Consider the following 21,578-nt stretch of genomic DNA (forward strand, 5'->3'; position numbering starts at 1 on the left):
GACCTGCCAACCAAAAAACCGGATAAGCCCCCAATCAATAAAGATACCCCCAACCTACTTGAACCGCCGCTCAACCCCCTTCTCAACCAAAATCTTCGCCGAAATCTCCTCAACCGAAAAATGCGTCGAATCAATATTCGGAATATTCTCCCGGCGGAACAGATTCTCCACCTCACGCACCTCGAACTCACACTGCGCAAAACTCGAATACCGGCTATTAGGCTTGCGCTCATGGCGAATAGCCGTCAGCCGATCCGGGTCAATGGTCAAGCCAAACAGCTTGCTGTGATGCTTCTTCAATACCGCCGGCAACTGCAGCCGCTCCATATCATCCTCAGTCAGTGGATAGTTCGCCGCACGAATCCCGAATTGCATCGCCATGTACAGACACGTCGGCGTCTTGCCGCAACGCGACACTCCCACCAGAATCAGATCTGCCTTGTCGTAATAGTGCGTGCGCGCACCATCATCGTTGTCCAGCGCAAAGTTCACCGCCTCGATCCGCTCCATGTAGTTGGAGTTGCCGCCAATCGAGTGCGACTTGCCCACCGAATACGACGAATGTGCGGTCAGCTCCTGCTCCAAGGGCGACAGGAACGACGAAAAGATATCGATCATGAACCCGTTGGAAGTCGCCAGGATCTCGCGAATATCCTGGTTGACGATGGTATCGAAGATGATCGGCCGCATCCCGTCCCGCTCCGCCGCTGCGTTGATCTGCAGCACCATCGCGCGCGCCTTGTCCGGGCTGTCGATGTACGGACGGGTGAATTTGTTGAACGGAATGCTCTCGAATTGTGCGAGCAGGCTTTGACCCAGGGTCTCGGCAGTGATGCCGGTGCCGTCGGAGATGAAAAACGCGGTTCGTTTCATTTGCACCCTAGGCCTTAAGCTGATGACGTTTCTTGGATATGATAAGTTCGCTTTGCCGAATGCGGCTTTTGGCATTCTCACTTATTTTCCAGGTCCCGGCCATAAGCGCCCGGCCCAGTCTGAACCGTCAGGCGGGCGCTCTGAGCTTTTCCAACACCGTTAGTGGAGAGATCACCTTGGTAGAGTACGTAGTTTCCCTCGATAAGCTCGGCGTCCATGATGTAGAGCATGTGGGGGGCAAGAACGCATCCCTCGGCGAGATGATCAGTAACCTCGCAGGTGCCGGCGTCTCGGTGCCGGGCGGCTTTGCCACTACGGCTCAGGCGTACCGTGACTTTCTCGAGCAGAGCGGGCTGAACGCGCAAATCCATGCCGCGCTCGACGCACTGGACGTGGATGACGTCAACGCCCTGGCCAAGACCGGCGCGCAGATCCGCCAGTGGATCATGGAAGCCGAGTTCCCCGAGCGCCTGAATGCCGAAATCCGCGCTGCCTTCGCCGAAATGGCCCAAGGCAACGACAACATGGCCGTGGCCGTGCGCTCTTCGGCCACCGCCGAAGACCTGCCAGACGCCTCCTTTGCCGGCCAGCAAGAAACCTTCCTCAATATCCGCGGCGTCGACAACGTGATCCGCGCGGCCAAGGAAGTATTCGCTTCGCTGTTCAACGACCGCGCCATTTCCTACCGCGTGCACCAGGGCTTTGACCACAAACTGGTCGCCCTGTCGGCTGGCGTGCAGCGCATGGTCCGCTCTGAAACCGGTACTGCCGGGGTGATGTTCACCCTCGACACCGAGTCGGGCTTCCGCGACGTGGTATTCATCACCGGCGCCTACGGCCTGGGCGAAACCGTGGTTCAGGGCGCGGTCAACCCTGACGAATTCTATGTCCACAAGCACACCCTGCAGGCCGGGCGCCCGGCGATCCTGCGCCGCAACCTGGGCAGCAAGGCGCTGAAGATGATCTACGGCGACGAAGCCAAGGCCGGTCGTTCGGTCAAGACCGTCGAAGTAGATCGTGCCGAACGTGCGCGCTTCTGCCTCAGCGATGACGAAGTCAACGAACTGGCCAAGCAGGCCATGATCATCGAGCAGCACTACCAGCGGCCGATGGACATCGAGTGGGCCAAGGACGGTGACGACGGCAAGCTGTACATCGTGCAGGCCCGCCCGGAAACGGTAAAAAGCCGCGCCAGCGCCAATGTCATGGAACGTTATCTGCTCAAGGAAAAGGGCACGGTACTGGTCGAAGGCCGCGCTATTGGCCAGCGCATCGGCGCCGGCAAGGTGCGGATCATCAACGACGTGTCGGAAATGGACCGCGTCCAGCCGGGCGACGTGCTGGTCTCGGACATGACCGACCCGGATTGGGAACCGGTCATGAAGCGCGCCAGCGCCATCGTCACCAACCGTGGCGGGCGTACCTGCCACGCGGCGATCATCGCCCGTGAGCTGGGCATTCCAGCCGTGGTCGGCTGTGGCAATGCCACCCAGCTGCTCAAGGATGGCCAGGGTGTGACCGTGTCTTGCGCCGAGGGCGACACCGGCTTCATCTTCGAAGGTGAGCTGGGCTTCGACATCAAGCAAAACTCGGTCGATGCCATGCCCGACCTGCCGTTCAAGATCATGATGAACGTCGGCAACCCGGATCGCGCTTTTGATTTTGCCCAGCTGCCCAACGCCGGTGTCGGCCTGGCGCGTCTGGAGTTCATCATCAACCGCATGATCGGCGTGCACCCCAAGGCGCTGCTCAACTACGCCGGTCTACCGCCTGAGCTCAAGGACAGCGTCGACAAGCGTATCGCCGGTTACTCCGACCCGGTCGGCTTCTATGTCGAGAAACTGGTCGAAGGCATCAGCACCCTGGCAGCGGCGTTCTACCCGAAAAAGGTCATCGTGCGTCTGTCGGACTTCAAGTCCAACGAATACGCCAACCTGATCGGCGGCAAGCTGTACGAGCCGGAAGAAGAAAACCCGATGCTGGGCTTCCGCGGTGCCTCGCGCTACATCAGTGAGTCGTTCCGTGACTGCTTCGAGCTCGAGTGCCGTGCACTCAAGCGCGTGCGCAACGAGATGGGCCTGACCAACGTCGAGATCATGGTGCCGTTCGTGCGCACCCTGGGCGAGGCCAGCCAGGTTGTCGACCTGCTTGCCGAAAACGGCCTGGCCCGTGGCGACAACGGCCTGCGCGTGATCATGATGTGCGAGCTGCCGTCCAACGCGATTCTGGCGGAAGAGTTCCTCGAGTACTTCGATGGCTTCTCGATCGGCTCCAACGACCTGACTCAGCTGACCCTGGGCCTGGACCGCGATTCGGGTATCATCGCGCACCTGTTCGATGAGCGTAATCCTGCGGTGAAAAAGCTGCTGGCCAACGCCATCCAGGCCTGTAATAAAGCCGGCAAGTACATTGGTATCTGCGGCCAGGGCCCTTCCGATCACCCAGACCTGGCCAAGTGGCTGATGGAGCAGGGTATCGAGAGCGTGTCGCTGAACCCGGATTCGGTACTCGAGACCTGGTTCTTCCTGGCCGAAGGTCAAGCCCCGGCCTGATCCAACCACTGCGCAGGTACGTCCAACGTGCCTGCGCGCGTATTCTTCGGGGCGAGTTCCAGCGATGGTTCCCGCCCTTTTTCATACAAGTACTCTATGCAAAGCAGTAGCGCTCTCTTCCCCGTGGCCTTGCAAAGCGCCGAACGCCGCGGTGACCTCAGTGAAGACGTGTACCGGATCAAGGCGGGCAACAGCCCCGACCCCAGCGTCGAGCTGGCGGTCACGCGTCTGGGCCATGCCGATCACGGCGGCGGTCATGGCATACCGGTGATTCTGTTGCACGGTAGCTTCTCCAATCGACGGTTCTGGTTCTCGCCCAAAGGCATCGGCCTGGGCGCATTTCTGGCGCGGGCCGGTTTTGATGTATGGATCCCGGAGATGCGCGGTCACGGCCTGTCACCGCGTAATCGCCAGTGGCGGCATAACCGCGTGGCCGACTACGCGCGCTACGACTTGCCGGTGATTGGCGCATTCGTCCACGAACAAGCCGGCCGAGCCCCGCACTGGATCGGTCATTCGCTGGGTGGCACCACGCTGACAGCGGCGCTGGGTGGCGCTTACCTGCCACCTGAGCAGGTGGCCAGTGTGGCTCTGTTCGGCACCCAGATCAGCCGCGTGTACTGGCCGTTGAAGGTGCCGACAGTGGAGTGGGGCGCGCGCTTGCTGCTCAAACGCTTTGCACATATCTCTGGCTCCCGGCTCAAGCGCGGGCCGGAGGACGAGCCGATCGGTCTGGCGCTGGAGAGCATGCGTTGGCATGGCCTGTTCGGGCGCTTCGGCGAGAAGGGCAAGGATTGGTGGGCGGGGCTGGCCGAGGTCGATGTGCCATTGCTGGCGGTGGCGGGCGCGGGTGATCTGCAGGACCCGGTGTGGGCCTGTCGCAAGCTGTTCGAGCAATACGGCGCCGAGCACAAGCAGTTTCTTTGCCTGGGCCGGGAGCAGGGCTTCGATGCCTTTGGCCATGTCGACATGTTGGTAAGCAAGGCCGCGCAGACCCAGGTGTGGCCGCTGATCGAAGGCTGGCTGCGTGATCCGACCGCGCCGGTGCGTGGCGCCGAACTGGCAGCCAGCCTGACTGAACAGTCGCAGATGACTGCACCACCTCGCGCGGTGTAGCCTTGGCCGACTTTCCGCTTTCGTTGTGCCTGACAGGAGCCTTCCCATGCAGCATTACGTAACGCCCGACCTGTGCGACGCCAACCCAGACCTGGTCCAGGTGCTGGAACCGATGTTCAGCAACTTTGGCGGCCGCGACTCGTTCGGCGGCCAGATCGTGACCATCAAGTGTTTTGAAGACAACTCGCTGGTCAAGGCCCAGGCCGAGCTCGATGGCCGCGGCAAGGTGCTGGTGGTCGACGGTGGTGGCTCGCTGCGTTGTGCGCTGCTGGGCGACATGATTGCCGCCAAGGCTGCGCAGAACGGTTGGGAAGGCTTGGTCATCTATGGCTGCGTGCGCGATGTCGACGTGCTGGTGCAGACCAACGTCGGTGTGCAGGCGCTGGCCGCGCATCCGCTGAAGACCGACAAGCGTGGCCTAGGCGACCTCAACGTGGTGGTGACTTTCGCCGGCGTGACCTTCCGTCCGGGTGAGTACGTGTACGCCGACAACAACGGCGTGATCGTTTCGCCGCAACCGCTGCAAATGCCCGAGTGATGCGCCGCGCGCGCTGATGGAGCTGGAATGTTCGAGGAAGACAACGCGCAGTGGGGGCTGGTGCATGCCCTGGTGCTCGATGGCAAAGGTGGCGCGCGTTCTATCGCTCGGACCGAACTGGATGACCTGCAGTTGCAGCCAGAGCAGAGCCTTTGGCTGCACTGGGACCGCAGCCATCCGCAGACCCGCAGCTGGTTGCTGCGCGAAAGCGGCCTGAGCGAGTTCAGCTGCGAGCTGCTGCTTGAAGAAAACACCCGGCCACGGCTGTTGCCGTTGGCGGATGAGCAGTTGCTGCTGTTTTTGCGTGGGGTCAATCTCAATCCCGGTGCCGAGCCTGAAGACATGGTCTCGGTGCGCATATTTGCCCAGGCACAGCGGATCATCTCGCTGCGCTTGCGTCCATTGCGTGCCAGTGACGAAATCCTGCAGTTGCTGAGCGAGGGCAGGGGGCCCAAATCGGCCTCCGAATTGCTCTTGCTGATGGGTGAGCTGCTGACCGAAAAGGTCCAGGCGCTGGTCAGCGATCTGTCCGAACTGGTCGATTTCGAAGAAGAGAAGGTGGAATCCGACGAACGGTACACGCCGGAAGATGGCGTGCTGCAGCAGATTCGCCGCCGCGCTGCCGGCCTGCGTCGCTTCCTGGCGCCGCAACGGGAAATCTACGTACAACTCACTCGGCACAAGTGGAGTTGGTTCGCTGACGCCGATGCCGATTACTGGAACGAGCTCAACAACAGCCTGATCCGCTACCTCGAGGAGCTGGAACTGACCCGCGAGCGAGCCGCACTGGTGCTCGAGAGCGAAGACCGGCGGCGCAGCGAGCGGATGAACCGGACCATGTTCCGCTTCGGCATCATCACCTGCATTTTCTTGCCGATGAGCTTTGTCACCGGCCTGCTGGGGATCAACGTCGGCGGCATTCCGGGCGCCGACAGCCCCTATGGGTTCCTGTTCGCCAGCCTGCTGGTGCTGGCGCTGGCGGCAGGGCAGTGGTGGTTGTTCCGCCGCCTGCGCTGGGTGTGATCGGGTGCATTTTGAAACATTCGCGTGCGGTGACGTTGTGACCCGTTGCCCGGCGCCCTCGTCTTTGACTGACATTACGCGAGGTGCCCATGCACGATCCGTTTGAACAATCCTTGCGTGACCTGCTCAATGCGTCGCCGTCCGGTCAGGATCGAGACGACGCAGCGTGTCTGGGTCGCGTGCTGAAAACCGCCAACCGTCAGGTTGGTGCGGGCGATCTGTTCAGCTTGCTTGGCCGTTGGAGCCAGGCGCTGATGATTGCCGTCAACAATGGCTCGGCGCATGTTGCGCCGGTGCGCCGTAATCCTGCCGCTGGCAGCAAAGCTGATAAGGCTGATTGAATATGGAACTCGATCTCTGGACCCAGAGCCTGGTCACCGCCATGACTGCCCTTTGGACCAAGGTGGCGAACTTCATCCCCAACCTATTCGGCGCGCTGGTCGTGGTGCTGCTCGGTTTCGTGGTGGCCAAGCTGCTCGATACGCTGTTATCCAAGCTGCTCGCCAAGTTTGGCCTGGACCGCCTGATGGCCGGTACCGGCATGACCAAGATGCTCAGCCGGGCCGGTATTCAGGTGCCGATCTCGACCCTGATCGGCAAGATCGTGTACTGGTTCGTGCTGTTGATCTTCCTCGTCTCTGCGGCTGAGTCGCTGGGTCTTGAGCGGGTCTCGGCAACGCTGGACATGCTCGCGCTGTATCTGCCCAAGGTATTTGGTGCGGCCCTGGTGCTGCTGGCCGGGGTCATGCTGGCGCAACTGGTCAATGGCCTCGTCCGCGGCGCCGCGGAAGGCATCGGCCTGGAGTACGCTGCAGGCGTCGGGCGCATCGCCCAGGGCCTGGTGATCATCATCGCGATCTCGGTGGCTATCAGCCAGTTGGAGGTCAAGACTGACTTGCTCAACCACGTAATCGTCATTGGCTTGATTACCGTTGGTCTGGCAATTGCCCTGGCGATGGGCCTTGGCAGCCGTGAAGTTGCTGGGCAGATTCTGGCCGGGATCTACGTGCGCGAGCTGTATCAGGTCGGCCAGCAGGTCCGGATTGGAGAGGTTGAAGGGCAGATCGAAGAGATCGGCACGGTGAAGACGACAGTGCTGACCGACGATGGCGAATTGGTGTCGTTGGCCAACCGCAGCTTGCTCGAGCAGCGTGTCGATAGCCGCTAACCGGGTAAAAGCTGTTACTGTATGTCGCCGCGAAAACGCGCCCCGAGGGTGCGTGCGGCGACTTGACCTGACTGTCGGCCAGATCCGTTTTGAATAAAGTTCATTCGCCGCCCATGCGCTATGACCCACACGAACTCACCGACGAGGAGTTGGTGGCGCGTTCGCATGAGGAGCTGTTTCACGTTACCCGGGCGTACGAGGAGCTCATGCGCCGGTACCAACGGACCCTGTTCAACGTTTGTGCACGTTATCTGGGGAACGACCGCGACGCTGACGATGTCTGTCAGGAGGTGATGCTGAAAGTGCTGTACGGGTTGAAGAACTTCGAAGGTAAATCCAAGTTCAAGACCTGGCTCTACAGCATCACCTACAACGAATGCATCACCCAGTACCGCAAGGAGCGACGCAAACGCAGGCTGATGGATGCCTTGAGCCTTGACCCTATAGAAGAGGCGTCAGAGGACAAGGCACCAAAACCTGAAGAAAAGGGCGGCCTGGACAAGTGGCTGGTGCATGTGAACCCGATTGACCGCGAGATCCTGGTGCTGCGTTTTGTCGCAGAGCTGGAATTTCAGGAGATCGCCGATATCATGCACATGGGCTTGAGCGCAACGAAAATGCGCTACAAGCGTGCGCTCGACAAGCTCAGAGAGAAATTTGCTGGCGAGGTTGAAACTTAGTGGCCAGCAAATGTCTCTAAACCACCGGTGAGTTCTGCTAGACTTGCCGTCGAGTTGTCCCCCGGTTTTTGGTGGGACTGCTTATCTATCACACGATGGGGATTTAACGGATGAAATTGAAAAACACTTTGGGCTTGGCCATTGGCTCGCTCGTTGCCGCTGCTTCGTTCGGCGCTCTGGCACAAGGCACAGGCGCTGTAGAAGTCGAAGGCTTCTACAAGAAAGAATTCTTCGACAGCCAGCGTGACTTCAAGAACGACGGCAACCTGTTCGGCGGCTCGATCGGTTACTTCCTGACCGACGACGTTGAACTGCGTCTGGGCTACGACGAAGTCCACAACGCTCGTGGCGAAGATGGCAAGAACATCAAGGGCTCGAACACCGCCCTGGACGCTCTTTACCACTTCAACAACCCGTACGACGCTATCCGTCCGTACGTGTCGGCTGGTTTCTCCCACCAGTCCATCGGCCAAACCGGCCGTGGCGGTCGTAACCACTCCACCTTCGCCAACGTTGGCGCTGGCGCCAAGTGGTACATCACTGACATGTTCTACGCCCGTGCTGGCGTTGAAGCTCAGTACAACATCGACCAAGGCGACACCGAGTGGGCGCCAAGCGTTGGTATCGGCCTGAACTTCGGCGGTAGCCCGAAGACTGCTGAAGTCGCTCCAGCTCCAGTTGCTGAAGTGTGCTCCGACAGCGACAACGACGGCGTCTGCGACAACGTCGACAAGTGCCCAGACACCCCAGCCAACGTTACCGTTGACGCCGACGGCTGCCCAGCAGTTGCCGAAGTCGTACGTGTTGAGCTGGACGTCAAGTTCGACTTCGACAAGTCGGTTGTCAAGCCTAACAGCTACGGCGACATCAAGAACCTGGCTGACTTCATGAAGCAGTACCCATCGACTACTACCACTGTCGAAGGTCACACTGACTCCGTAGGTCCAGACGCTTACAACCAGAAGCTGTCCGAGCGTCGCGCTAGCGCCGTTAAGCAAGTTCTGACCCAGCAGTACGGCGTAGAATCGAGCCGTGTTGACTCGGTTGGCTACGGCGAAACCCGTCCGGTTGCTGACAACGCCACCGAAGAAGGTCGCGCTGTTAACCGTCGCGTTGAAGCGCAAGTAGAAGCTCAAGCCAAGTAATTGGTCTGAGATTCACGAAAAACCCGGCCTAGGCCGGGTTTTTCTTTGCCTGTAGAAAAGCCCGCCACGCCGCGCTTAGGCGGCGCCTGCGGCTGCGGTCACCAGCTCGGCCACCGCGCCTTGCCGCGCCACTTCGCCTATCACCAGCACTGCTGGGCTGCGCAGAGCGAAGGCGGTCGCATCCATGGCCATCTTCAGCAGGGTACTGCGGCACTCGCGCTGGCTCGGTAGCGAAGCGTTTTCGATCATGGCGACGGGCATGTCTGCTGCCATGCCGGCCTCGAGCAAACCCCGGCGAATGTCCCCCAGCCGGGCCACGCCCATGTACACCACCAAGGTGGTGCCGCCCAGGGTCAGGCCTGCCCAGTTCAGCTCGCTGTCATCCTGGGTATGTGCTGTTACCAAGGTCACGCCACGGCTGACCCCGCGCAGGGTCAGAGGGATGCCGCACTGGGTTGCCCCGGCCAGCCCGGCGGTGATGCCGTTGACCAACTCCACTTCGATACCGCGTTGCTGCAGCCACAGCGCTTCTTCGCCTCCACGGCCAAAGATGCAGGGGTCGCCGCCTTTCAGGCGCACCACGCAGCGCCCCTGACGGGCGTGGCGCAACATCAGGCGCTGAATGAACGCTTGCGGCGTCGAACGACAACCACCGCGTTTGCCCACGGCAATCACCCGTGCCCCAGGGCAATGCTCAAGCACGGCCGGGTTGACCAGGTCATCGATCATCACCACCTGCGCCTCGCGCAAGGCGCGCACCGCTTTCAGCGTCAGCAGCTCAGGATCGCCGGGGCCGGCGCCTACCAACCAGATTTTTGCATTCATCAGGTGTTCCTCATCAAACAGCGCGTTCAGCCCTTGAACAGGCTGAACAGCAATATCAGGTTGAACAGCAGAGACAGCACGGCAAGCGTCTGCCAGACCTTGAGCGGCTCGCGCTCCAGCAGTGGCCGTGGTCGGTCGCCAAGCTCCTGGCGGTCGCCACGCTCGAGCAACAGCAGCCATTGCTCGGCGGTTTCGAAACGTTGCCGCGGATCGGCCGCGACGGCTTGTTCCAGATTGCGTTGCAGCCATTCAGGCAGGTCCGGGCGATAACGGCCGGGGCTGACCAGATGAGTGAAGCGCGGCCGCTGGAAAGCCTCGATTTCACCGTAGGGGTAGTGACCGGTGAGCAGGTAGTACAGGGTCACGCCAGTGGCATAGAGGTCCTGGCGCGGTTGCGGCGGCTGGCCGTCGAAGGCCTCAGGGGCAATGAATGAGGGCGTACCGGGCAGGTCATGGGGGGCGTCTTCAGAAAGCCCTGGGCAATAGGCGAGGCCGAAGTCGAGCAGGCGCAACTGGCCGTCTGTGCCCAGGTGCAGATTCTCGGGTTTGATGTCCCGGTGCAGCAGGTTGCGCCGGTGCAGCACGCCCACTGCCTGCAGCAGTTGACGGGCGATTTCCAGCCACTGCGCCAGGGGTAACGGCCCTCGCTCGTTGTGCAGGGCACTGAGGGTCTGGCCCGGGTACTCGCGCATCAGGTAGTACACATGCTGACGGTGATTGGCCGCATGCACCTCAGGGAAGTGCCGACCAGCCACCCGCCGCAGAAACCACTCTTCCTGCAGCAAACGCTGCGCGGCGCCGGGGTCTGCTTCGGCGGCGCCGGGCAGGGTCTTGAGTAGCCACGGCTGGCCCTGGCTGTCATGCACCCGATACAGCAGCGACTGGCGGCTGCGGGCCAACTGAGCATCGACCTGCCAGCCATCAATGGCTTGCCCGGGGCGCAGCGGCCCGGGCACTGGCCATTGCTGCAGCTGCGCCAGGGTGTCGCTGAAGTTGCTCGGGCCGAGCTGCTCGACCTGCACCAGCACGGCACTGGCGTTGTCCTGGCTGCCGGCATGATGGGCACTGGCAACCAGCGTGTCGGCGGCGTCCTGCAGATCAGGTTGGTCCCTGAGGATGGCGGCAATCGCCTGCTCGCCAAGGCAGGCCCAGACACCGTCGCTGAGCAGCAGCAGGGTTTCGCCGGCAACCAGCTCACCGTCCAGGTAGTCCACCAACAGATGCTGGTCCAGGCCCAGCGCGCGCTTGAGCACATGCTGCATGCCCGGCTGATCCCAGACATGGTCTTCGCTCAGGCACAGCAAGCGGCCCTGATCCCAGCGATAGGCACGGCAGTCACCGACGTGGGCGAGGGTGAAGCGGCGCCCGCGCAGGACCAGTGCAGTGAGGGTGGTCAGCAGCGGCTGGCCGCTGCCTTGGGCGCGCAGCCAGCGGTTTTGCGCCAGCAGCAGGCGATCCAGCGCCTGCGCGACCGGCCAGGTGGCCGGCGTGGCGTAGTAGTCCAGCGCCAACGCCTGCAGGCTGGCTCGCGCGGCCAGGCCGCCATCGGCGCACTGACTGACGCCGTCGGCCAGTGCGACCAGATAGCCTTTGCTCGCTGCCAATTCCGGCGCCGGTGTCACCAGGCGCAGAGCGTCCTGGTTCTCGCTGCGCGGACCGGTGGCGCTGGCTTGGGCAAAGCGCAGTTGCAGGCTCATGGGTTTGCCCTATACCCGCGCTGCGGTAACTGCAGCCGAGCCCCAGGTGGTGCGCCAGCGTAGTTTGACCCCATGCAGGCCAAACCAGGCCAGCAGGCCCAGGCTTGCGAACAGCCACAGACCCAGCTGGTAGTCACCGGTGTGCTGCTTGATCATGCCCAGCCCTGCGGCCAGGAGGAAGCCACCGATGCCGCCGGCCATGCCGATCAAGCCAGTCATTACCCCGATTTCCTGGCGGAAGCGCTGCGGCACCAACTGGAACACCGCGCCATTGCCGGCGCCCAGGCCAAGCATTGCGCTGACGAAAAGCGCCAGCGCAGCGGTGGCGCTAGGCAGGTTGAAGCCGACTGCGGCGATACATACCGCAGCTACGCCATACATGCCGAGCAGGGTGCGAATGCCGCCAAAGCGGTCGGCCAGGGCGCCGCCCAGCGGGCGCATCATGCTGCCGCCAAACACGCAGGCTGCGGTGTAGTAGCCGGCAGTGATCGGGTTCAGGCCGTATTGGTCGCTGAAGTAGCCCGGCAGGGCGCTGGCCAGGCCAATGAAGCCGCCGAAGGTGACGCTGTAGAAGAACATGAACCACCAGCTGTCGCGATCACCCAGCGCCTTGAAGTAGTCGGCCATGGCTTTGCGTTTTGGTCGTTGCGGCGCATTGCGGGCCAGCAGGGCAAACACCAGCAGGGTCAGCAGCAGCGGGATCAGGGCGAAGCCGAACACGTTGTTCCAGCCATAGGCTGCGGCCAGGGCCGGCGCCAGCAGCGCCGCGAAGACGGTGCCGGAGTTGCCGGCGCCAGCGATGCCCATGGCTTTGCCCTGATGCTGCGGCGGGTACCACTGCGAGGCCAGCGGCAGTGACACGGCGAACGAAGCGCCGGCAAAACCGAGAAATACCCCCAGCAGCAAGGCTTGTTCATAGCTGTGCACGCCCCAGTGCCAGGCGCAGGCCAACGCCACGATCACCACCACCTGGCCCATCAGCCCAGCGGTTTTCGGCGACAGGCGATCGACCAGCAGACCCATGCCAAAGCGCAGCAGGGCGCCGGCCAGGATGGGTGTGGCGACCATCAGGCCGCGCTCTTGTGGGGTCAGCTGCAGGTCGGTGGCAATCTGCACGGCCATCGGGCCGAGCAGGTACCAGACCATGAAACTCAGGTCGAAATACAGGAATGCAGCAAACAGGGTAGGCACATGCCCGGATTTCCAGAAGCTCGTATTCATCGAACACCTCACGCGGCTTGCAACGGTTGTCATGCCCAGGCTGTGCCGGGCTGGAACGAAAAAGACGCCGCTACCCGTTCCATCTCGATGGAGGGGTGAGCGACGTCTTTGTCGGAAGGTGGGGCAACCGCCGTTGGCTACCTGTAGTGAGTGCAGAGCAAAAGCCGGGCCAATCCCTGCGCCGGCATCCGTTTCAGCCGAGCAACTCGTGCATGGCGATGATCTGCTCCGCCACCTGGATCAGCTTCTGCTGCTTGCTCATGGCCTGGCGGCGCATGAGGGTGTAGGCCTGCTCCTCATTGCAGTCCTTCATCTTCATCAGTAGGCCCTTGGCATGCTCCACGCGCTTGCGTTCGGCCAGTTGCTGGTCGCGGGCCAACAGCTGGGCCTTGAGCGCCTGGTCGCTCTCGAAGCGGGCCATCGCCACATCCAGGATCGGCTGCAGGCGGCTGCTCTGAATGCCCTCGACGATGTAGGCACTGACACCAGCGTGGATCGCCTGGCGCATCACATCCGGGTCGTGTTCGTCGGTGAACAGGACAATCGGCCGCGGCAGATCGCGGCTGACCAGCACCACCTGCTCCATGACATCCCGCCCCGGTGACTCGGTATCGATCAAGACCACGTCCGGGCGCACCGTTTCGACGCAGGCGGGCAGGTCGATGGTCAGGCCCGTGGCCTCGATGACCTCGAAGCCGGCTTCGATCAGGGCCAGCTTGAGCCGGCCGACTTTTTTCTCGGTGTCGTCGATCAACAGGATCCGTAGCATGTTCAGCCCCTTCACCGAGCGAGATGGGCGCTGGGCGCCGGTGTCATGGCGTGCAGGTGAAAACTGCGGGCGTAGCCATGCGGATCGCTGCCATCCCAGCGGATGCCGTCGATCAACAGGCTGCTGCGCATCGCTGATGCGTCGCCTGGCAAGCCGAGCTCAGCGGCAGCGGCGCGATACAGGTCTAGCTGCTGCACCTGGTTGGCGACCGCCAGGTAGTCGGGGTCTTCGCGCAGCAAACCCCAGCGGCGGAACTGGGTCATGAACCACATGCCATCGGACAGGTAGGGCTGGTTGGCCCGGCCTTGGTCATGAAAGCGCAGTGCGTGGGGGTCCTGCCAGTGATTGCCCAGCCCGTCATGATAGTCGCCGAGCAGGCGCGGTTCAATCGTCGCCACTGCGGTATCCAGGTAGGCACTGCCGCTCAGTAGATGAGCTGTACTCCGGCGATTCTCCTGGCTCTGCTCGATGAACTGGCTGGCGGCCAATATCGCCTTGACCAGTGCGCGGGCGCTGTTGGGGTACAGCTCGACGAACGCTCGCGCGCAGCCAAGGACCTTTTCCGGGTGGTCCGGCCAGATCGACTGGCTGGTGGCGAGGGTGAAGCCCTGGCCCTCGGCCACCGCCTGGGCTGACCACGGTTCGCCGACGCAGAAGCCATCGATGCGACCGGCCTGTACATGGGCGACCATTTGCGCGGGCGGCACCACGACGCTGGCGACGTCGTGCAGCGGATGAATGCCCTGGCTGGCCAGCCAGTAATACAGCCACATGGCGTGGGTGCCGGTAGGGAAGGTCTGGGCAAAGGTCAGCTTCGCCCCTGATTGGTGCACCAGTTTGGCCAGTGCTTCAGGGCTGGTCACGCCCTTGCGCTGCAACGCAGGCGACAGGTTGATGGCCTGGGCGTTCTGGTTCAGGCCCATCAGCACGGCCATATCGCGGCGGGCGCTGCCGCCGATGCCCAGGTGCACCGCGTAGATCAAGCCATACAGGCAATGCCCTGCATCCAGCTCACCACTGACCAGTTTGTCACGCATGCCGGCCCAGGAGGCCTGGCGCTTGAGGTTGAGGGTCAGGCCTTGCTGCTGGGCGAAGCCCTGAGTGGCGGCGACCACTACCGAAGCGCAATCGGTAAGGGCCATGAAGCCGATATCGAGACTGGGTTTTTCCGGCGCATCACTGCCGTTGACCCAGGCCAGAGGTGTTGCGTGGGGAGCTGTAATCACAAAAATCCTCGCCTGTACCGAGTAGGCTGTGCCCGCTGTTGAAGCAAGGCATATGCCAGACGGTCAGCAAAGGCCTGTCGCGCCAGCGGCGTGCTGGCTATAATCGCCGCCTCACTCATGCCCGAGTCTTGCCCGCCCATGTATAACCTGGCCCGCCAGCTGCTGTTCAAGCTTTCTCCAGAAACCTCCCACGACCTGTCCCTGGACCTGATTGGTGCCGGTGGCCGGCTGGGGCTCAATGGCCTGCTGTGCAAGCAGCCGGCTCCATCGCCGGTGACGGTGATGGGCTTGAACTTCGCCAATCCGGTCGGGCTGGCGGCGGGTCTGGACAAGAACGGCGCGGCCATCGATGGCTTTGCCCAACTGGGCTTCGGCTTTGTCGAAATCGGCACCGTGACGCCACGCCCGCAGCCGGGCAACCCCAAGCCGCGGTTGTTCCGTCTGCCTGAGGCAACGGCGATCATCAACCGCATGGGCTTCAACAACCTGGGCGTCGATCACCTGCTCGAGCGGGTGCGTGCCTCGCGCTTCGATGGCGTGCTTGGGATCAACATCGGCAAGAACTTCGACACCCCGGTCGAGCGCGCCGTCGACGATTACCTGATTGGCCTGGAGAAGGTCTACAACGACGCCAGCTACATCACCGTCAACGTCAGCTCGCCGAATACCCCGGGCCTGCGCTCGCTGCAGTTCGGTGACTCGCTCAAGCAGCTGCTGGATGGGCTGGCCGTGCGCCGCGAGCAGCTCGCCACCGAGTACGCCAAGCGCGTACCGCTGGCGATCAAGATTGCCCCGGACATGACCGACGAAGAAACCGCGCTGGTAGCTGCGGCGCTGCTGGAGTCGGGCATGGATGCAGTGATCGCAACCAACACTACGCTGTCCCGTGAAGGCGTCGAGAGCCTGCCGTATGGCGCCGAAGCCGGTGGCCTGTCGGGTGCGCCAGTGCTGGCCAAGAGTACCCATACGGTCAGGGTGCTGGCAGGGGAATTGGCCGGGCGGATGCCGATCATCGCCGCGGGTGGGATCACCGAAGGCCGTCACGCAGCTGAGAAAATCGCTGCCGGTGCAAGCCTGGTGCAGATCTATTCGGGCTTCATCTATAAGGGCCCGGCGCTGATTCGCGAAGCTGTCGATGCCATTGCAGCAATGCCACGGGGCTGATCAGCAGGCATAAAAAAGGGCCCCTTGGAGGGGCCCCTGGGCCGCAGCCCGCCGCCCGGATGGGGCGTGCATGGTGACTCGAATTCAGGTTCCTTGATCAGCCAACGGCGTGATTTTCGTTGAGTCTATGGATGCCAGCAGTGCCGGTCATGCCGTCCCAGTTATCTCCGCGACCCTCGCGCCAGCCGTTAATCCAGGCCTGGCGTACAGATGCTAGGGTGAAGGGGCAAAGTTCGCGAGATTTGCCGGTGACCCCGTACTGGTAGCCACGTGAATATGCTCTTTCCAACGGATCACGCTTAAGTCTTCTCATAGGGTGTTGCCCTCACTTGTTGACTGTAATGTCCCGTCGGCCTCACAGAGGCCGGGCAGAATCTTTCTGCCGGTTTGCGCTCGCTGCCGGCGTGGCGAGCTTGAAGTGCCGTTTCGTTGCGAAGCGGCCTGCGGTCAGTTCTAACCAATGAAAGTCACAGTGTGAATGATCGTTTTGTCATAAGGACGTAACGTTTCTGTAGGTGAAGTGATAAGTAAATAAATGCGACTCAACCTTGTTTGGGCAAATGCCCGCTGTGATCGGGGTTTAGCCGCACTGGCCGCTATTTGGCCAGCGTCGTCAAAAAACGGCTGAATCAATTTGAAATGCGACGAAGGGTCACTTTAATGACCTGGCGCAAGAATTTTTCGTACTGCTCGACGATCAAAGGCTGCTTTCACCCTTGGGTGCATGCACAATTGTCGGGCGGCCAGGCCTTCGCGAATCACGCAAGGCCACCCGAGCGCCTGAAAAGGGCGCTCGGGAAAACCCTGACGGACGATGCGTCGTCCCGTCACTCAAAATAGCCACAGGCACTGGATTACTCATGTCGGACCGTTTCGAACTTTACCTCACCTGCCCCAAGGGCCTAGAAGGCCTGCTCGCCGATGAGGCCCGAGGCCTCGGCCTTGAGGACGTGCGCGAGCACACCTCGGCCATTCGTGGCGAGGCCGACATGGAAACCGCCTACCGCCTGTGCCTGTGGTCCCGCCTGGGCAACCGCGTGCTGCTGGTGCTCAAACGCTTTGCGATGAAAAACGCCGATGACCTCTACGACGGCGTCAACGCTGTCGAGTGGCAGGAGCATCTGCTTGCCGATGGCTCACTGGCCGTGGAGTTCAGCGGGCATGGCTCGGGCATCGACAACACCCACTTCGGTGCGCTCAAGGTCAAGGACGCCATCGTCGACAAGCTGCGCGACCGCGACGGCCTGCGCCCGTCGGTCGACAAGCTGAATCCGGACATGCGCGTTCACCTGCGCCTGGATCGTGGTGAAGCGATCCTCTCGCTCGACCTCTCTGGCCACAGCCTGCATCAGCGCGGCTATCGCCTGCAGCAAGGCGCCGCGCCGCTCAAGGAAAACCTCGCCGCAGCGGTGCTGATTCGTTCCGGCTGGCCGCGCATTGCTGCCGAAGGCGGCGCGCTGGCTGACCCGATGTGCGGTGTGGGTACCTTCCTCGTCGAAGCTGCGATGATCGCCGCCGATATCGCGCCCAACCTCAAGCGCGAGCGTTGGGGCTTCAGTGCCTGGCTTGGCCACGTGCCGGCGCTGTGGCGCAAGGTCCATGACGAAGCAACCCAGCGCGCCGAAGCCGGCCTGGCCAAGCCACCGCTGTGGATTCGCGGTTACGAAGCCGACCCACGGCTGATTCAGCCGGGCCGCAACAACGTCGAACGGGCCGGTCTGAGCGACTGGATCAAGATCTACCAGGGCGAGGTCGGTACGTTTGAACCTCGCCCGGACCAGAACCAGAAAGGTCTGGTCATCAGCAACCCGCCTTACGGCGAGCGTCTGGGCGACGAAGCCAGCTTGCTCTACCTCTACCAGAACCTGGGCGAGCGTCTGCGCCAGGCGTGCCTGGGCTGGGAGGCGGCGGTGTTCACCGGTGCGCCTGAACTGGGCAAGCGTATGGGCGTGCGCAGCCACAAACAGTACGCGTTCTGGAACGGCGCGTTGCCGTGCAAACTGCTGCTGTTCAAGATCCAGCCTGATCAGTTCGTCACGGGTGTCTCCGGCGAGCGTCGCTCTGTAGAGGCCCAGGAAGCTGACAGCGATCGCCCGGTGGCAGTCGTCAACGAGCCCGCGCGCCTTTCCGAAGGTGCGCAGATGTTCGCCAACCGCTTGCAGAAGAACCTCAAGCAGCTGGGCAAGTGGGCCCGCCGCGAACAGATCGACTGCTACCGCCTGTATGACGCCGACATGCCCGAGTACGCCGTGGCGATCGACCTTTACCAGGATTGGGTGCACGTACAAGAGTACGCCGCGCCGCGTACCATCGATCCAGAAAAGGCCCAGGGGCGTCTGCTCGATGTGCTTGCAGCGATCCCGCAGGCACTTGGCATCGATCAGCAACGCATCGTGCTCAAGCGCCGTCAGCGCCAGAGCGGTACTCGTCAGTATGAGCGTCAGGCAACGGAAGGGCGCTTCCAGGAAGTCAGCGAAGGCGGCGTCAAGTTGCTGGTCAACCTGACTGACTACCTCGACACCGGGCTGTTCCTCGACCACCGCCCGATGCGCATGCGCATCCAGCGCGAGGCGGCCGGCAAGCGTTTCCTCAACCTGTTCTGCTACACCGCCACGGCGACGGTGCACGCAGCCAAGGGCGGCGCACGTGAGACCACCAGCGTCGACCTGTCCAAGACCTACCTGGACTGGGCGCGGCGCAACCTCTCGCTCAATGGCTACTCCGATCGCCATCGCCTGGAGCAGGGTGACGTCATGGCCTGGCTGGAGAACTGCCGCGAGAGCTACGACCTGATCTTCATCGACCCGCCGACGTTCTCCAATTCCAAGCGCATGGAAGGGGTGTTCGACGTGCAGCGCGACCACGTGCAGTTGCTTGACCTGGCCCTGGCTCGCTTGGCGCCTGGTGGTGTGCTGTATTTCTCCAACAACTTCCGCAAGTTCCAGCTCGACGAGAGCGTGAGCGCGCGGTATGCCGTGGAAGAAATCAGCGCGCAGACGGTTGATCCGGACTTTGCTCGCAACAGCAAGATCCACCGTGCCTGGCGCTTGCAGCTGCGCTGAAGCATCACTGGATGACGTCCGAGTTGCGCCGCTAGTGGCCAATAGCTATAAATAGTCAGGGCTGAACAATTCGCAGGACGCTGACGTGACGAGATCGCTCTATGTCGAAGGTGCGTGCGAAGGTGTTGGGCCAGCTCTATCAGGCATTACCGGCCTGGGCGTTGGCGCTGCTGGCGGTAATCAGCGGCGCGTTGTTCACGGCGGCGCTGACGACCGCCGCGTACAGCTTCTCCAAACAGCAACTGCGCCAGCGCTTCGAGCTGCTGGCCGCAGACCGCTACAGCCGCATTGCCGAGCGCCTGGCAGACCAGCAACAGCGCCTGGATAGCCTGCGGCGCTTTTTCAGTTATTCCGATAACGTCACCGCAGGCGAATTTCAGGGTTACGTCAAACCGCTGTTGCAGCGCACTTTGGCCTACGCCTGGGCGCCCGCCGTTGCCACCGCCAGGTGGGGGGCGAGTGCCGAACTGGCTGTCCACGATGCGTCCGCTGATGCTGGCGGCCAGGCGCAGGTACAGCCCTTGGCACTGCGCGGCCACGCCTACCCCATACGCTTTGTGCAAACCTCCAATCTGCCTGGGCTGCCTTCTGGGCTGGAGCTGTTCAACCTGAGGCGCGTGCAAAGCACTTTGGTGCGCGCGACTACCCCAGGCAGCATGGCGGTGTCCGCGCCGTGGCAGCTGCCAGAACAGCCTGCGGCGGTGGTGTTGATGATGCTTGCTCCAGTCTTCGCCAATGTTGCGGGCGACGGTGTACCCAGTGGCTATGTGATTGTCCTGCTCGACTTGCAGCGCCTGGTCAGCGAGGGTGTGTCAGCTGCAACGGATGACGACCTGGTGGTGCGCATCAGCGATGGCAGCGGGCAGAACCTGCTGTACCAGTCGCTCAACCCGGCAGCGCCGCTGGCAATGACCAGTGCCCGGCAACTGCAGCTGGCCGGTTATCCCTATCAGATGCTGATTCGTCCCAGCCAAAGCTTCGTGCAGGCCAATCGTTCATCGTTGGTATCGGCGGTCGCGCTACTAGGGGCGCTGCTGAGCCTGCTGCTCGGCGCGTTGCTGTACAGCGTGCTCAGCCAGCGCCAGCGCGCATTGAAGCTGGTCGAGCAGCGCACGGCCGAATTGCGCGTCAGTGAACAATCCCTCAGGGGCACCCATAACCAACTGCGCAGCGTGCTCGATGCGGCAACGCAGGTGGCGATTATCGCCACTGACCTCAAGGGCCGCATCATCACCTTCAATGCTGGCGCCGAGCGCATGCTGGGCTATGCGGCCAGCGAAGTGGTCGGCCGGCTTGATCTGCCCGCGCTGATCCAGGCAGACGAGTTGCACCAGCGCGCCCAGGCCCTGAGCCAGCGGCACGGCCGCGACATCAGCTGCGCTCAGGCAATCTTTGCCGATGCGGCGCAGGCTGCGGAGAACCCGCCTGGCGAATGGACCCTGCAACGTAGCGATGGCAGCCAGTTGCTGGCGACCATGCTGGTCAGCCCGGTGCTCGATGAGCACGGCCGCTGGGTCGGCTACCTGGCAATCTGCATAGATGTCACCGAACGGCGCCGCGTGCATGAGGCACTGGCGGTGCGTGATCGGCTGCTGGAGAAGCTCAGTGCCGAAGTGCCCGGAGGCATCTATCAGTACCGTCTGGATGCGTCTGGGCATACCTGCTTCCCCTACGCCAGCCAGGGCTTGTTCGACATCTACGAGATCGACCTGCAGCAGCTGCGCGAGGATGCAGCGCTGATTACCGAGCGGATTCATCCTGATGACCTGGAGCGGGTGCTGCGATCGATCCGTTACTCGGCAGAGCACCTTGCCCCGTGGCGCGAAGAGTATCGGGTGATTCTGCCGCAGGCCGGTTTGCGCTGGGTGCGCGGTGAGGCCACGCCTGAATTGGGCGAGGCGGGCTGCACCTTGTGGCATGGCTATCTGACCGACGTTTCCGAGCCCAAGCGGGTCGAGCACGAGCTGCGCGCGCTATCGATTACCGACGTGTTGACCGGCATTCACAACCGCCGCTACTTCCAAGAGCGGATGAAGATCGAACTCGATCGCGCTGCGCGTGATGGCCTGGAGCTGGCGGTGATCATGCTCGATGTCGATCACTTCAAGCGCATCAACGATGAGCACGGGCATGCGGTAGGTGACGATGTTCTGCGCAGTCTGTGCCAGCACATCAGCCATCGCCTGCGCCGTACGGACGTGTTCTGCCGGCTCGGCGGCGAGGAGTTCATGGTGCTGTGCCCAGGTAGTGATATCGCGCAGGCGCGCACCCTGGCACTGGAGCTGTGGCAGGGTGTACGCAGTCTGGTTATCAACGGGGTCGGCAAGGTCACGGCAAGCTTTGGCGTGGCTGCCTGGCACCCGGGGGAGGGCGCCGAGGCGCTGCTGTTGCGCGCCGATGCCGGGGTGTACGCGGCCAAGCAGGGTGGCCGCGACCGCGTTGAAGTCGTGCAGCCTTGAGTCGGCCTGAGCTGCCTGCCGAGCAGCGCCGGCTGGCACGCGCTGCTCAGACTGCTTGGT

The 21,578-nt window shown here is 62.4% G+C and carries 18 protein-coding genes; 11 read left to right on the forward strand and 7 right to left on the reverse strand.

Going from position 1 to position 21,578, the window contains the following annotated elements:
- Positions 1-54: 54 nt before the first annotated feature.
- Positions 55-873, reverse strand: coding sequence for a posphoenolpyruvate synthetase regulatory kinase/phosphorylase PpsR (ppsR, locus tag ACQZ2L_RS11785; protein WP_430326182.1), 819 nt, complete (start codon positions 871-873; stop codon positions 55-57).
- Positions 874-1,049: 176 nt separating this feature from the next.
- On the opposite strand from ppsR, the gene ppsA reads away from it, so the two are divergent.
- The 8 genes from ppsA to ACQZ2L_RS11825 all read left to right on the forward strand — a co-directional run bounded on the left by ppsA (position 1,050) and on the right by ACQZ2L_RS11825 (position 9,095).
- On the forward strand, positions 1,050-3,425 hold the full coding sequence (gene ppsA, locus ACQZ2L_RS11790; protein WP_430326183.1) for a phosphoenolpyruvate synthase: 2,376 nt from the start codon (positions 1,050-1,052) through the stop codon (positions 3,423-3,425).
- Between the two features lie 96 nt (positions 3,426-3,521).
- Positions 3,522-4,541, forward strand: coding sequence for an alpha/beta fold hydrolase (locus ACQZ2L_RS11795; RefSeq protein ID WP_430326184.1), 1,020 nt, complete (start codon positions 3,522-3,524; stop codon positions 4,539-4,541).
- A gap of 46 nt (positions 4,542-4,587) precedes the next feature.
- Positions 4,588-5,079, forward strand: a complete 492-nt coding sequence (gene rraA, locus ACQZ2L_RS11800; RefSeq protein ID WP_101321327.1) for a ribonuclease E activity regulator RraA — start codon at positions 4,588-4,590, stop codon at positions 5,077-5,079.
- 27 nt (positions 5,080-5,106) lie between these two features.
- Complete coding sequence (locus tag ACQZ2L_RS11805) at positions 5,107-6,102, forward strand: CorA family divalent cation transporter (protein WP_150573137.1); 996 nt, start codon at positions 5,107-5,109, stop codon at positions 6,100-6,102.
- A gap of 89 nt (positions 6,103-6,191) precedes the next feature.
- Positions 6,192-6,443, forward strand: coding sequence for a CrfX protein (locus ACQZ2L_RS11810; protein WP_101321323.1), 252 nt, complete (start codon positions 6,192-6,194; stop codon positions 6,441-6,443).
- Between the two features lie 2 nt (positions 6,444-6,445).
- Positions 6,446-7,270, forward strand: coding sequence for a mechanosensitive ion channel family protein (locus tag ACQZ2L_RS11815; protein ID WP_430326185.1), 825 nt, complete (start codon positions 6,446-6,448; stop codon positions 7,268-7,270).
- A gap of 113 nt (positions 7,271-7,383) precedes the next feature.
- Positions 7,384-7,950: an RNA polymerase sigma factor SigX gene (gene sigX, locus ACQZ2L_RS11820; RefSeq protein ID WP_101321319.1), complete on the forward strand. Its 567-nt coding sequence runs from the start codon at positions 7,384-7,386 to the stop codon at positions 7,948-7,950.
- Between the two features lie 110 nt (positions 7,951-8,060).
- Positions 8,061-9,095, forward strand: coding sequence for an OmpA family protein (locus tag ACQZ2L_RS11825; RefSeq protein WP_430326186.1), 1,035 nt, complete (start codon positions 8,061-8,063; stop codon positions 9,093-9,095).
- Between the two features lie 75 nt (positions 9,096-9,170).
- Here the strand turns inward: ACQZ2L_RS11825 and cobA are convergent, their stop codons facing one another.
- The 5 genes from cobA to ACQZ2L_RS11850 all read right to left on the reverse strand — a co-directional run bounded on the left by cobA (position 9,171) and on the right by ACQZ2L_RS11850 (position 14,833).
- Positions 9,171-9,920, reverse strand: coding sequence for a uroporphyrinogen-III C-methyltransferase (gene cobA, locus ACQZ2L_RS11830; protein WP_430326187.1), 750 nt, complete (start codon positions 9,918-9,920; stop codon positions 9,171-9,173).
- A gap of 26 nt (positions 9,921-9,946) precedes the next feature.
- Positions 9,947-11,617 (reverse strand): protein kinase domain-containing protein, encoded by a 1,671-nt coding sequence (locus ACQZ2L_RS11835; RefSeq protein ID WP_430326188.1) that lies wholly within the window; start codon positions 11,615-11,617, stop codon positions 9,947-9,949.
- A gap of 9 nt (positions 11,618-11,626) precedes the next feature.
- The gene (locus ACQZ2L_RS11840; protein WP_101321311.1) at positions 11,627-12,838 is read right to left on the reverse strand and encodes a nitrate/nitrite transporter; all 1,212 of its coding nucleotides are present in this window, start codon (positions 12,836-12,838) and stop codon (positions 11,627-11,629) included.
- A 193-nt stretch (positions 12,839-13,031) separates the two neighbouring features.
- Complete coding sequence (locus ACQZ2L_RS11845; protein WP_101323076.1) at positions 13,032-13,607, reverse strand: ANTAR domain-containing response regulator; 576 nt, start codon at positions 13,605-13,607, stop codon at positions 13,032-13,034.
- An 11-nt stretch (positions 13,608-13,618) separates the two neighbouring features.
- Positions 13,619-14,833, reverse strand: coding sequence for a CmpA/NrtA family ABC transporter substrate-binding protein (locus ACQZ2L_RS11850; RefSeq protein WP_430326189.1), 1,215 nt, complete (start codon positions 14,831-14,833; stop codon positions 13,619-13,621).
- 138 nt (positions 14,834-14,971) lie between these two features.
- On the opposite strand from ACQZ2L_RS11850, the gene ACQZ2L_RS11855 reads away from it, so the two are divergent.
- Positions 14,972-15,997 carry a quinone-dependent dihydroorotate dehydrogenase gene (locus ACQZ2L_RS11855; RefSeq protein WP_430326190.1) on the forward strand — a complete coding sequence of 342 codons (1,026 nt, stop codon included), beginning with the start codon at positions 14,972-14,974 and terminating at the stop codon, positions 15,995-15,997.
- A 97-nt stretch (positions 15,998-16,094) separates the two neighbouring features.
- Here ACQZ2L_RS11855 and rmf read toward each other — a convergent pair whose 3' ends face one another.
- Positions 16,095-16,310, reverse strand: a complete 216-nt coding sequence (rmf, locus tag ACQZ2L_RS11860) for a ribosome modulation factor (protein WP_101321305.1) — start codon at positions 16,308-16,310, stop codon at positions 16,095-16,097.
- A gap of 547 nt (positions 16,311-16,857) precedes the next feature.
- Here rmf and rlmKL point away from each other — a divergent pair.
- Entirely contained in the window at positions 16,858-19,059 is a 2,202-nt protein-coding gene (gene rlmKL, locus ACQZ2L_RS11865; RefSeq protein ID WP_430326191.1) for a bifunctional 23S rRNA (guanine(2069)-N(7))-methyltransferase RlmK/23S rRNA (guanine(2445)-N(2))-methyltransferase RlmL, read from the forward strand.
- Positions 19,060-19,160: 101 nt separating this feature from the next.
- Positions 19,161-21,518: a diguanylate cyclase gene (locus ACQZ2L_RS11870; protein WP_430326192.1), complete on the forward strand. Its 2,358-nt coding sequence runs from the start codon at positions 19,161-19,163 to the stop codon at positions 21,516-21,518.
- Positions 21,519-21,578: the final 60 nt, after the last annotated feature.

Source organism: Pseudomonas shirazensis, from assembly GCF_050496565.1.
GTDB lineage: Bacteria > Pseudomonadota > Gammaproteobacteria > Pseudomonadales > Pseudomonadaceae > Aquipseudomonas > Aquipseudomonas shirazensis_A.